This is a genomic window from Oharaeibacter diazotrophicus (assembly GCF_004362745.1).
GTDB lineage: Bacteria > Pseudomonadota > Alphaproteobacteria > Rhizobiales > Pleomorphomonadaceae > Oharaeibacter > Oharaeibacter diazotrophicus.
The window spans coordinates 1,643,150-1,654,622 of sequence record NZ_SNXY01000006.1; the positions used below are offsets into that span (position 1 = coordinate 1,643,150).

The following is an 11,473-nucleotide window of genomic DNA, read 5'->3' on the forward strand; positions in this document are numbered from 1 at the left end:
ACCCTTAAGCAGAAGTTAATCCGGCGGTCGGATCTACCGGACCCGGCAAATCCTGCCGGGCCGATCCGTCGTCATGGTCCGGGAGGGGCCCCGCCCCCGCGGCGGCCGAAGACGTGCAGGGTGCCGCCCGCGACCACGTAGATCCGGCCGTCGGAAACGATCGGAACCGTCCCGGCTCCCGGCAGCGTCCACTGGAAGCGGACGTTGCCGGGCGGCTCCAGGACCACGAGCCGATCGGGCCCCCGGCCCCCGCCCGCGGTCTTCACGTCGTCCAGCGAGGCGACCAGGAAGCCGTTGGCGCCGGTCAGGTCGCTCGCGCGCCCCTGCAGTGGCAGCAGCACGTCCGCCACACGCCGGTCCGTGAGGTCGAAGGAGTGGAGATGGAGCTCGCCGTAGTGCCGGGATCCGAGCCTGTCATCCCTGAGCAACGCGTAGGTCCCCGAGCCGAACCGGGTAGGGAACGACAGGATGCCGTTCCGGCCGGCCGGGAGGACCCTGGCCACCTCGTCCGGGAACGAGGCGAAACGGATCTCGGAGCGCCGCCGCTGCCCGGAGCGGCGAACGACGTTGTAGGAGATCCGGCCGTCGACGAGCTTCACAGGGGCGGTTCCGGGATGACTGCCGATCTCCGAGCCGTCCTCCGGCGACAACCAGTGGATCCGCCCGTTCGCGACCGCCACGACACGGTCGGCATCGACGGCGACGCCGCCCGGCGACGGGATCGCAGCGACGTCCGCGTTCACCCAAGCGATCGAAAGGTCCGACGCATGCAGCGCGAACAGGCCACGGCGGGTCTGAACGTAGAGGATCCCGTCCGCCAGCACTGGATGGAAGCGTGCGCTCCACGGCGCTCCGAGAGCGCGCCGCCCGAGGACTCGCCCGGTGCGATGGTCGAGGGCCGTGACCGTCCCGTCGCCCGACACCGTGAGGATCCTGCCGTCATGGGCGATCGGCGCCGAGCGGGCGCCGACGTCCGCCGTCCAAGACCGTTGTTCCGGCAGGAGGCCGATCGACCGGACCTGCCCCGCGGCCGTCGTCAGGTAGATACGGCCGTCGTAGCGGACCGGGCCGAAGGCGACATCGCCCACGGGGATTGTCCGGACGAGGCCGAGATGGGCGACCGTGTCTGCGTCGAAGTCGCGATCTTGGGTGACGTTCGACCGCGCGCCGTCCCGGAACGGCTGCGGCCAGTTGTAGGTGACGACGTAGGACCACTGATCGAACGCGGCCGTCGCCTTGCCGATCACCATGACCAGATGGGCACCGGTGCCGAGATCGGGGTCGAGCTGGATCGTCCCGTCGGCGAATCCGCCGCCCGAAACCGGGAACATCCCGACGCGCGTCCCGTCGATGTAGACGTCGGCGAGGGTCTCCCGCTCAGAGAAGCCGGCGGCCGAGACCGTTATACTCCCGCCGGGGATCTGATTGACCGGGTCGATACTCAGCCGCGGGCTTGCGAGGGCGCCGGAACTCGGGAATATTGCGAGGGCCACCAGGACGGCTGGGAGTTTCATCCGCGAGGCTCCCACATGAGCGATTGCGTGACGCACCGGCGGAAACGGCAAGGTCGGCGCAACCTTCGGCAGAAGCTACACCACACCGAACCAGGACTCGCAAGTGACCGACAGCACCTCCATGCGCTTCTCCGGCACCGCCTCCTATGTCGCGACGCCCGATCTCGCCGTCGCGGTCAACGCCGCGGTGACGCTCGAGCGGCCGTTGCTGGTGAAGGGCGAGCCGGGGACGGGCAAGACGGTGCTTGCGGAGGAGGTCGCGGCCGCGCTGGGGGCGCCGCTGATCGCCTGGCACGTCAAGTCGACCACCAAGGCGGCGCAGGGGCTCTACGAATACGACGCGGTCTCGCGCCTGCGCGACGGCCAGCTCGGCGACGAGCGCGTGCGCGACGTCCGCAACTACATCCGCCCCGGCAAGATCTGGGAGGCCTTCGCCAGCGACGTCCGGCCGGTGCTGCTGATCGACGAGATCGACAAGGCCGACCTCGAGTTCCCGAACGACCTCCTGCTCGAACTCGACCGCATGGAGTTCCACGTGCACGAGACCGGCGAGACGGTGAAGGCGCTCCGGCGGCCGGTGGTGATCATCACCTCCAACAACGAGAAGGAGCTGCCGGACGCGTTCCTGCGCCGCTGCTTCTTCCACTACATCCGCTTCCCCGACCGCGAGACCATGGAAACGATCGTCGAGGTCCACTTCCCCGGCCTGAAGAAGCGACTGCTCGCCGCCGCGCTCGACGTCTTCTTCGAGCTGCGCGGCGTCCAGGGCCTGCGCAAGCGGCCGTCGACCTCCGAACTGCTCGACTGGATCCGCCTGCTCGTCTCCGAGGACGTCGAGCCCGAGACCCTGCGCGCCAAGGACGCCCGCAGCATGATTCCGCCGCTCGCCGGCGCCCTGATCAAGAACGAGCAGGACATCCACCTGTTCGAGCGCCTCGCCTTCATGGCCCGGCGCGAGGGGCGCTGACGGAGCGCCCTGGAAGGGAGGGCCGTTCAGCCCTCCCCCTTCTCCGCCCTGCTCAGGATGCCGCCCATCACGTCGGAGACGCCGGGCCGCGGCAGCGACGCGAACGGCAGCGGGCGGCAGACGTCGATCGCGGCGAGGCCCACCCGCGCGGTGAGGAGACCGTTGACGACGCCCTCGCCGAGCCGGGCCGACAGGCGGGCCGCGAGGCCGTGGCCGACGATCTGCTGCACCAGCCCGTCGCCGACCGCCATGCCGCCGGTGACCGCGAGATGGCCGACCACGTGCCGGGTCAGCCGCACGAAGCCGACGAGGCCGGGCCGTCCGCCGTAGAGGTCGGCGAGGCGGCGGACGAGGCCGAGCACCGCCACCAGCACGAAGATCACGTCGACGATCGCCCGCGGCGACACCGCCGTCACCACCGACACCCGCTTGGCCGCGTCCGAGACCAGCCGCCGCGCCGCCGCGTCGAGCGGGGCCAGCACCTCCGCCTCGGCGAGGCCGACGAGGTCGCGCCCGTCGATGACTTCGCGCAGGTGCCCGGCGATCGCGGCGCGACCGGCCGCCGTCTCCGGCCGATCGGCGTAGAGCGCGACGAGGTCGCGCACCACCTTGCCGGCGCGGGCGTCGTCGTCGGCGGCGGCCGCCGCCTCGGCCTCGGCGCGCAGCCGATCGATCCGCTCGACGCGCAGGATCCCGGCGACCTCGCGCACCACCAGCCCGACCGCGCCGACGGCGACCAGGGCCGCGAGCGCGAGGCCGAGCCAGCCGAGCCAGTCGGCGCGCTCGAACAGGTCGCGGATCAGCCGGTCGACCGCGAGGCCGATGCCGAGCGAGACGAGGCCACCGAGGCCGGTCCACAGCAGCCGGCCCCAGCGCGGCCCGCGCCGCTTCGGCAGCGGCACGGGGAGCGGCGCGGTGTCGTCGGCGGCGCCGTCGACCTCCGGCTCGACGACGATCCGGGCGTGCGCCGGCGGCGCCTCGCCGGCGGGGACCACGACGACGCCCTCGCCGTCGATGCGGAAGGCGGCGGGCTTGCGCGGGGTGCCGGTCATGCCAGTCGGTCTCCGATCAGGAAGTCGAGCGCGCGGTCGAGCCGGATGTGCGGCAGCGACAGCGTCACGCCCTCGGCGGTCCGCTCGATCTGCGGCGGGCGGAACCTCAGGAAGCGCATGTCCGGCACCAGCGAACGGGTCGAAAGCCCCGTGCCGTCGAGGTCCGCGTCGGCCGTCGGATCCGCCGTGCCTGCGACTTCGGGCGCGGCTTCAACATCCGGATTCCCCGCGCGAGATCGTCGAATCTCCGCATGAAGGTCCGCGAAAAGAACTTCCGGATCGGCCGGCAAGTCGCCGGGGAACAAGGCGATTTCCTCGTCTCCGGTGTAGGTCGAGCCGTCGAGCGTCTCGCCGGCGCGGGGCACCCCGAGGATGCAGGGCAGGCTCTCGCCGCCGCGCCGCACCGTCGCCTCGCGCGTCGCCCGCACTGCCGCGACCGCGCGCACGTCGACCTCGGCACCGGCGAAGGCGGCCCGGCGCGAGGCGGCCTCGACCAGCCGGCGCAGGATCGCCTCCAGGCGGTCGTGGCTGACGTGGTGCAGGTGGTCGGCCTTGGTGGCGGCGAACAGGATGCGATCGATCCGCCGCGTCAGGACGCCCGACAGCCAGGACGACCGGCCCGGCCGGAAGCAGGCGAGGATCTCGGCGAGCGCCGCCTCGAGGTCGGCGACCGCGGCGGTGCCGCCGTTGAGGGCGGCGAGCACGTCGACCAGTACGACCTGCCGGTCGAGCCGGGCGAAGTGGGTGCGGAAGAACGGGCGCACCACCACGTCCTTGTAGGCCTCGTAGCGCCGCTCCATCAGCGCCCACAGGCTGTCGCGCGGCGCCTCGCCCTCGGCCGGCAGGTCGAGCGGCGCGAAGGTGATCGCCGGCGAACCGGCGAGGTCGCCGGGCATCAGGAAGCGGCCCGGCGGCACCATCGACAGCGCGTGGCCGTCCCCGCGGGCGGCGGCGAGATAGCCGGTGAAGAGCCCGTGCGCCTCGGCGGCGACGCCCTCGTCGGCCGGTCCCGCCGGATCGGTGGTCGCGAGATGGGCGAGCCACGGCCCGGCGATTTCGGCCCGCGCCGGCATGCGGGCGCGTGCAACGGTCTCGCGGGCGAAGGTCCGGTAGTCCTTGGCGAGCAGCGGCAGGTCGAGCAGCCACTCGCCGGGGTAGTCGACGATGTCGAGGTCGAGCCGGCCGCGGCCGAGCCTTCGGCCGAGGAAGGTGGCGCTCTCGTAGGCGATCGACAGCCGCATCTCCGAGATCATGCGGGTCGATTCCGGCCAGACCCGGTCGCCGACCAGGGCGCGGACGTGGCCGCGGTAGTCGAAGGTCGGGACGTCGTCGTGGCGCTGCGGCTTCAGCTCGGCGCCGATCAGCCGCCGGCTCTTCCACGGCTCGAACAGCGGCAGCCGGCCGCCGTGGACCAGGTTGTGCACCAGCGCGGTGATGAACACCGTCTTGCCGGCGCGCGCGAGCCCGGTGACGCCGAGCCGGAGCGGCGGAGCGCCGAGGCTGGTGGCGTATTCGTAGACGTTGTCGAGGGCGATCCGCGCCTCGTCGGTCAGGGAAGAGAGCCCCAAGTCGGTCCTCCGGTCGGGCCGGCCGACGCCGGCCGCGCTTCCCATGTGGCGACGCGGAGGGCGGATTGCAAAAGGAGACGAGACCCGACCGGCCGGATCAGTCGTCGACGTCGGTGATGGCGGGGTCGCCGACCACCTCGAGCTCGCGGGCGCGGAAGAAGGCGACGATGCGCCCGCTCCGCGGGTCGAGGCCGGACCAGTCGTCGCCGTCGAAGTCGATCACGGCGAGGCCGGAGGTCGGGAATTTCGCCGCGATCGAGGCGGTGATGTCCGGGTTGCCGCGGCCGATCAGCGTCAGCGCGGTCTCCTGGATCACCGGGTTGTGGCCGATCAGCAGCAGCGTGCGGGCCGCGCCGCCGTGGCGGCGGATCGTCGGCGCGTAGGTGCCGCCGGGGCAGTCGTAGATGGTGCGCAGGAACTGCGCCTCGAAGTCGTGGCGCAGGAACGGCAGCACCGCCGCGAAGGTCTCGCGCGTGCGCCGCGACGACGAGCACAGCACCCGGTCCGGCGAGAGCGAATGGTCGGCCATGTGCCGCCCCATCAGCGGCGCCGCCGCCCGCCCGCGCAGGTTCAGCGGCCTGTCGAAGTCCGACAGGCCGGTGTCGTCCCACGACGACTTGGCGTGGCGCAGCAGCAGCAGACGGGGCATGGTCACTCCGGTACGTTGGCGGCTCCGCCGCGGACGCGCATACTACCGCGATTCCGCCCCGCTGGGACCGCCGGCATGTTCCCGACCTTCTTCGCCGAGTTGCGCGCCGCCGGCATTCCGGTGAGCCCGCGCGAGTATCTCGACCTGATGCGCGCCCTCGACCTCGGCGTGCCCGAGACCCGCGTCGAGGACTTCTACCACCTCGCCCGCGTCGTCCTCGTCAAGGACGAGAAGCATCTCGACCGCTTCGACCGCGTCTTCGCCCGGGTGTTCCAGGGCCTCGGCGAGACCCTTTCCGGCGTCGAGACGACCGAACTCCCAGAGGAATGGCTGCGCAAGCTCCTCGAGCGCCACCTGACCGAGGCCGAGAAGGCCGAGATCGAGGCGCTCGGCGGCTTCGACAAGCTGATGGAGACGCTGCGCGAACGTCTCGCCGAACAGAAGGGCCGCCACCAGGGCGGCTCCAAGTGGATCGGCACCGCCGGCACCTCGCCCTTCGGCGCCTACGGCTACAATCCGGAGGGCGTCCGGATCGGCCAGGACGAGAGCCGGCACCGGCGCGCCGTCAAGGTCTGGGACCGCCGCGACTTCCGCGACCTCGACGACACCGTCGAGATCGGCACCCGCCAGATCAAGGTGGCGCTGAAGCGCCTGCGCCGCTTCGCGCGCACCGGCGCGGCCGACGAGCTCGACCTCTCGGGCACCATCGACGCCACCGCCCGCCAGGGCTGGCTCGACGTCCGCCTCCGCCCGGAGCGCCGCAACGCCGTGCGCGTGCTGCTGCTGCTCGACGTCGGAGGCTCGATGGACGACCACGTCCGGGTGACGTCGGAGCTGTTCTCGGCGGCGCGCGGCGAGTTCAAGTCGCTGCACCACTACTACTTCCACAACTGCGTCTACGAGGGCGTCTGGGCCGCCAACGCCCGCCGCCATGCCGAGCGCGTGCCGACCCTCGACGTGATCCGCACCTTCCCCCCCGACACCCGCGTGGTGATCGTCGGCGACGCCGCCATGAGCCCCTACGAGATCACCCATCCGGGCGGCTCGGTCGAACACTGGAACGAGGAGCCCGGCGCCGTCTGGCTGCGCCGCCTCGTCGACGCCTTCCCGAAGCTCGCCTGGATCAACCCGGTCGGCGAGCGCGAATGGGACTGGACCCACTCCATCCGCCTCGTCCGCGACATCGTCGGCCCCGACCGCATGGTGCCGCTGACGCTGGAAGGGCTGGACCGGGCGATGCGGCAGCTCGGGCGGTGAGGGCTGGGCTTCCCGGACGGTGCGACCCGAGGGCATCGTCGCCCGGCAGGACCCGCATGGTCGCAACGTGAAGGCGACGCCGGCCTCCCCCCTGCCCAAATCACCCGCCCGGGTCTAGGCTCTCCCGGCCCGCATCCCGTGCGATGCCTCCGGAGACCCGACGTGTCATGACAGGACTTGCCGACGCCGCCCCGCGCTTCACCTCGGCGGACGACGCCATCCACTGGCTGCGCGAGCGGCGCATCGACGAGGTCGAGTGCATCGTCCCGGACATGAACGGCATCATGCGCGGCAAGATCGTGCCGCGCGAGGACTTCATCCGCATCGTCGACGCCGGCGTGCGGCTGCCGGAATTCGTGTTCTTCCAGGCCGTCACCGGCGACAGCGCCGACGACAGCGAGATCGTCAACCCGCTCGACCGCGACGTCCGCTGCGTGCCCGACCTCACCACGCTCCGCGTCGTGCCCTGGTACGAGGAGCCGACCGCGCAGGTGATCTGCGACTGCTACTTCGCCGACGGCCGCATGGTCGACTTCGCGCCGCGCTCGGTGCTGCGCCGGGTCGTCGAGCTCTACGCCGAAAAGGGCCTGCGCCCGGTCGTGGCGCCCGAGCTCGAGTTCTACCTGACCGCCAACAACCTGGACCCCGACCTGCCGATCGAGGTGCCGATCGGCCTCTCCGGGCGCAAGGAGAGCGGGCGGCAGGCCTACGGCATCGAGCACGCCAACGACTTCGACCACGTCGTCAACCTGATGTACGACTATTGCGAGGCCTCGCGGATCGAGATCGCGACCATGGCCCACGAGGCCGGCCCCGCCCAGCTCGAGATGAACTTCCGCCACGGCGACCCGATCGAGCGGGCCGACCAGACCTTCCTGTTCAAGCGCACCGCCCGCCTCGCCGCCCGCAAATACGACATGGTGGCGACCTTCATGGCGATGCCGCACCAGGACATGCCGGGATCGGCCACCCACATCCACCAGTCGATCGTGCGGATCGACGACGGCGGCAACATCTTCGCCGCGCCCGACGGCTCCGACGCCCCCGCCCTCCTCCACTACATCGGCGGCCTGCAGCGCTTCGTGCCCCCGGCGATGAGCCTGTTCTGCCCCAACGTGAACAGCTACCGCCGCATCCGCCTCGAGAGCGACGCGCCGATCAACGTCCACTGGGGCCGCGACAACCGCACCTGCGGCCTGCGCGTGCCGGATTCCGGGCCGGAGGCGCGCCGCGTCGAGAACCGCGTCATCGGCGCCGACAGCAACCCCTACGTCGCCATGGCGGCGACGCTCGCCGCCGGGCTGATCGGCCTGGAGGAGAAGATCGAGCCCGAGCCGGTGGTCGAGGTCAACGCCCACACCCTCGGCGTCTCGCTGCCCTCGCACCTCTCCGACGCGCTCGAGGAACTCGCCGCCTGCGAACCGATGAAGCGCGTCCTCGGCCCGCGCTTCGTCGAGGCCTACATCGACGTCAAGCGCCTGGAGTGGCGGCTCTACAACCGCGTCATCTCGAGCTGGGAGCGCGAATACCTGCTGCTCAACGTCTGACGGCGAGCCGGGCGCGCGGCGTCACCCCTCGACCGCCGCGCCCGCGGTCGACGGACCGGTGCCCCGGGCGGCCCGGGCGGCGAGGCCCTCGAACAGCCGGCGGCCCGGCAATTCGACGAAGCGCCGGGTCGCGCTCGCGAGAAGGGCGACCAGGGCGACGTAGAGCACGGGGATGGCGACCATCGCCACCGCCGGACGGCCCGGCGCGAGGGCGATCACCGCCGCGGCGATGCGCGGCACGACGCTGGTCACCACGAGGGCGTGCAGCAGGTAGATCGAGTAGGACAGCCGGCCGAGCGTCTGGAACGGCGCGGTGCGCAGGAGCCGCGACGGCAGCCCGGCCTCGCGGGCGAGCACCGCGATCAGCACCACGTACACCGCCGGCGCGGCGAATTCGAAGGCCGTGCCGGGGGAAAGGGCGACGAAGGCGGCGGCGATCGCCAGCGCCGCGACCTCGGCGACGGTGCCGCCGGGCACCCGGTGGCCGTGGGCGCGCCAGAACGCGGCCAGCAGCATGCCGGCGAAGAAGCCGTAGAGGCAGCGCGGCACGCCGAAGTCGTAGGTCGCGTCCATACGGTGCGGCGACAGCGCGGCGACCGTGAGCCCACCGGCGGCGCACAGCAGCGCGGCGAGCACGAGGCGCAGCCGCGGCCGTCCGACCGTCGGCACCACGACGGCGGCGAAAACGCCGTAGACCCAGAACTCCGCCGCCATCGACCACGACGGGAAGTTCCACGTCAGGTCGGCCTCGGTGTCGAAGACGTGGATCAGCAGGAGGTTGGGCAACAGCGTGTCGAGCGGGCGCTGGCCCGTGAAGGGTGCGAAGTGGGGCACGTAGCCGAAGCCGGCGGCGGCGACCATCTTGGCGAGTTCGGCCCCCACGAACAGCGTCAGCACCGCCGCGTGCAGCGGCCAGACGCGCCCGAGCCGGCGGACGAGGAAGGCGGCCGAGCCGGCGGCGTCGCCGAGCCGGTCGGCGTAGACCAGCGCGATCACGAAACCGGACAGCACGAAGAACACGTCGACCAGCACGTGGCCGCGCGTCAGCCAGCCGCCGAAACCGACGTAGCCGGTCATCTCGAGATGGGCGAGCGCGATCAGCACCGAACAGGTGCCGCGCAGACCGTCGAGTGCCCTGAGCCGCACGGCGGACGCCCTCCCCATGATCGCCCCGACGCGGCATCCTGCACGACAAAGATGAATCCCGCGCTGACGGCGCCACCGGCCGGCGACGACCGCAAGACCGATCAACGACGGCCGTGGCATTCGATCGGCCGTGGAGGACGGACGGACATGGCGAAACGGACGACACGGGCCGAATACGTGAGACGCATGACCAAGGTGGCGCTCTACATCGACGCCAACCTCGACGGCGACCTCTCGCTCGACCGTCTCGCCGACGTCGCCTGCTTCTCCCGCTTCCACTTCCAGCGGATCTACGCCGCGCTCGCCGGCGAGACAGTCGCCGAGACCGTGCAGCGTCTGCGCCTCTATCGCGCCTCGGGCGAACTCGCCCGTACCGACCGGCCGATCGAGGTGGTGGCGCGGCGGGCCGGCTTCGGCTCGAAGGCGGCGTTTACCCGCGCCTTCCGCCGTCGCTTCGGCGCCACGCCGGGGGCGCTCAGGGCCGGATCCGCCTTCAGGCAGGAGCAGAACGACATGACCGAACTCGACATCCGCACCATCGCCCCGATCCGTTGCGCCGCGGTTCCCCACCGGGGGCCCTACACGGAGATCGGCCCGAAATACGGCCAGCTCGCCGCATGGGCCGCGGCCGCCGGCCTGTCGTGGGAGCGCCCGCGCGTCCTCGCGATCCCCTACGACGACCCGAAGACCGTGCCGGCCGCCGACCTGCGCGCGCACGCCTGCCTCGCGGTAGACGACACGGTCGTCGTCACCCCGCCGGCCGAGGAGGTGGTGATCGCCGGCGGCCGCTACGCGGTGTTCCGCCACGTCGGCCCCTACGCCGACCTGCACCGGACCTACCGGCGGATCTTCGGCGAGGCGCTGCCGGCCGCGGGCCTCGAACCCGCCGACCGGCCCTCGTTCGAGGACTACCTGAACGCGCCCGCGGTCACCCCGCCCGCGGCGCTCCTCACCGACATCTACGTGCCCCTGCCCTGACGGGCGCGGCTTCGCGGCGACCCGTCACGACGGGCCGCCGCGACGGGCTCAGGCCTGACGCTCGGGAATGCGCACGACGAGACCGTCGAGCTCGGGCTTGACCTTGATCTGGCACGACAGCCGGGAGGTCGGCCGGACGTCGAAGGCGAAGTCCAGCATGTCCTCTTCCATCGGCTCCGGCGGGCCGACGCGATCGGTCCAGGCATCGTCGACGTAGACGTGGCAGGTGGCGCAGGAGCAGGCGCCGCCGCACTCGGCCTCGATGCCGGGCACCATGTGCTTGACGGCATTCTCCATCACGGTCGAGCCGACGGGCGCGTCGACGGCGTATTCGGCGCCGTCCGGCGCGACGTAGGTGATCTTGGGCATGGGTTTCTCGGCGTTCCCAGGACTTCTCGCGGGGTCGCTCCGGTCATAGCGGCCCCGCCGCCGACGTCAAGCCGACGCGCCGCCGCGAAGATGCTCCCGGATCGCCGCGGCCGCGGTCTCGACCGCCCGGCGGACCGCGCCGACGGCCCGCTCAGCCTCGACCGATCCGTCGAGGAAGGCCCGCTCCGCCTCGGCCGCCGCGGCGGCGACCGCGGGCGCGCCGATGCCGCGCGCCGAGCCGAGCAGCTTGTGGGCCGCCCCGGCACGGTCGGCGCCGGGATCCTCGATCGCCGCCACCAGGGCCGCCGACTGCGTCAGGAACAGGCCGAGCACCTCGCGCGCGAGGCCGGCGTCGCCGAAGGTCTGGCGATCGAGGTGGGCGAAGTCGATCGGCTCGGCCTCTCCGACGGCAAGTCCCGGCATCGT

General features: G+C 72.1%; 11 protein-coding genes. 4 read left to right on the forward strand and 7 right to left on the reverse strand.

The window, feature by feature from the left end; genetic code table 11:
- Positions 1-71: 71 nt before the first annotated feature.
- Positions 72-1,514, reverse strand: a complete 1,443-nt coding sequence (locus tag EDD54_RS07745; RefSeq protein ID WP_126541616.1) for an outer membrane protein assembly factor BamB family protein — start codon at positions 1,512-1,514, stop codon at positions 72-74.
- Between the two features lie 121 nt (positions 1,515-1,635).
- Here EDD54_RS07745 and EDD54_RS07750 point away from each other — a divergent pair, with 121 nt between their 5' ends.
- Positions 1,636-2,481 carry an AAA family ATPase gene (locus EDD54_RS07750; protein WP_126541976.1) on the forward strand — a complete coding sequence of 282 codons (846 nt, stop codon included), beginning with the start codon at positions 1,636-1,638 and terminating at the stop codon, positions 2,479-2,481.
- Between the two features lie 26 nt (positions 2,482-2,507).
- Here the strand turns inward: EDD54_RS07750 and EDD54_RS07755 are convergent, their stop codons facing one another.
- From EDD54_RS07755 to EDD54_RS07765, 3 genes are read right to left on the reverse strand one after another with little or no spacing between them, the layout of a single operon-like run.
- Positions 2,508-3,533 carry a YcjF family protein gene (locus tag EDD54_RS07755; RefSeq protein ID WP_126541615.1) on the reverse strand — a complete coding sequence of 342 codons (1,026 nt, stop codon included), beginning with the start codon at positions 3,531-3,533 and terminating at the stop codon, positions 2,508-2,510.
- Positions 3,530-5,146 carry a YcjX family GTP-binding protein gene (locus tag EDD54_RS07760; protein ID WP_126541614.1) on the reverse strand — a complete coding sequence of 539 codons (1,617 nt, stop codon included), beginning with the start codon at positions 5,144-5,146 and terminating at the stop codon, positions 3,530-3,532. Before EDD54_RS07760 ends, EDD54_RS07755 begins: the two co-directional genes overlap by 4 nt.
- Positions 5,147-5,198: 52 nt before the next feature.
- Entirely contained in the window at positions 5,199-5,750 is a 552-nt protein-coding gene (locus EDD54_RS07765; protein WP_126541613.1) for a SixA phosphatase family protein, read from the reverse strand.
- 75 nt (positions 5,751-5,825) lie between these two features.
- Here EDD54_RS07765 and EDD54_RS07770 point away from each other — a divergent pair, with 75 nt between their 5' ends.
- Both EDD54_RS07770 and EDD54_RS07775 read left to right on the forward strand, forming a co-directional pair.
- Positions 5,826-7,007 carry a vWA domain-containing protein gene (locus tag EDD54_RS07770; RefSeq protein ID WP_126541612.1) on the forward strand — a complete coding sequence of 394 codons (1,182 nt, stop codon included), beginning with the start codon at positions 5,826-5,828 and terminating at the stop codon, positions 7,005-7,007.
- A gap of 167 nt (positions 7,008-7,174) precedes the next feature.
- Positions 7,175-8,554, forward strand: a complete 1,380-nt coding sequence (locus EDD54_RS07775) for a glutamine synthetase family protein (RefSeq protein ID WP_126541611.1) — start codon at positions 7,175-7,177, stop codon at positions 8,552-8,554.
- Positions 8,555-8,575: 21 nt separating this feature from the next.
- Here EDD54_RS07775 and EDD54_RS07780 read toward each other — a convergent pair whose 3' ends face one another.
- A complete protein-coding gene (locus tag EDD54_RS07780; protein WP_165644652.1) occupies positions 8,576-9,700 on the reverse strand; it encodes an acyltransferase family protein in 1,125 nt (374 codons plus the stop codon).
- A 147-nt stretch (positions 9,701-9,847) separates the two neighbouring features.
- On the opposite strand from EDD54_RS07780, the gene EDD54_RS07785 reads away from it, so the two are divergent.
- On the forward strand, positions 9,848-10,678 hold the full coding sequence (locus tag EDD54_RS07785) for an AraC family transcriptional regulator (RefSeq protein ID WP_165644651.1): 831 nt from the start codon (positions 9,848-9,850) through the stop codon (positions 10,676-10,678).
- Positions 10,679-10,726: 48 nt separating this feature from the next.
- Here EDD54_RS07785 and EDD54_RS07790 read toward each other — a convergent pair whose 3' ends face one another.
- On the reverse strand, positions 10,727-11,047 hold the full coding sequence (locus tag EDD54_RS07790) for a 2Fe-2S iron-sulfur cluster-binding protein (RefSeq protein WP_126541608.1): 321 nt from the start codon (positions 11,045-11,047) through the stop codon (positions 10,727-10,729).
- Positions 11,048-11,113: 66 nt separating this feature from the next.
- Positions 11,114-11,470, reverse strand: coding sequence for an Hpt domain-containing protein (locus EDD54_RS07795; RefSeq protein ID WP_126541607.1), 357 nt, complete (start codon positions 11,468-11,470; stop codon positions 11,114-11,116).
- Positions 11,471-11,473 lie beyond the last annotated feature (3 nt).

Coding starts and splice junctions, on each gene's coding strand:
- EDD54_RS07745 (WP_126541616.1), bottom strand. CDS start 1,514: ATGAAACTCCCAGCCGTCCTGGTGGCCCTCGCAATATTCCCGAGTTCC.
- EDD54_RS07750 (WP_126541976.1), top strand. CDS start 1,636: ATGCGCTTCTCCGGCACCGCCTCCTATGTCGCGACGCCCGATCTCGCC.
- EDD54_RS07755 (WP_126541615.1), bottom strand. CDS start 3,533: ATGACCGGCACCCCGCGCAAGCCCGCCGCCTTCCGCATCGACGGCGAG.
- EDD54_RS07760 (WP_126541614.1), bottom strand. CDS start 5,146: ATGGGAAGCGCGGCCGGCGTCGGCCGGCCCGACCGGAGGACCGACTTG.
- EDD54_RS07765 (WP_126541613.1), bottom strand. CDS start 5,750: ATGCCCCGTCTGCTGCTGCTGCGCCACGCCAAGTCGTCGTGGGACGAC.
- EDD54_RS07770 (WP_126541612.1), top strand. CDS start 5,826: ATGTTCCCGACCTTCTTCGCCGAGTTGCGCGCCGCCGGCATTCCGGTG.
- EDD54_RS07775 (WP_126541611.1), top strand. CDS start 7,175: ATGACAGGACTTGCCGACGCCGCCCCGCGCTTCACCTCGGCGGACGAC.
- EDD54_RS07785 (WP_165644651.1), top strand. CDS start 9,848: ATGGCGAAACGGACGACACGGGCCGAATACGTGAGACGCATGACCAAG.
- EDD54_RS07790 (WP_126541608.1), bottom strand. CDS start 11,047: ATGCCCAAGATCACCTACGTCGCGCCGGACGGCGCCGAATACGCCGTC.
- EDD54_RS07795 (WP_126541607.1), bottom strand. CDS start 11,470: ATGCCGGGACTTGCCGTCGGAGAGGCCGAGCCGATCGACTTCGCCCAC.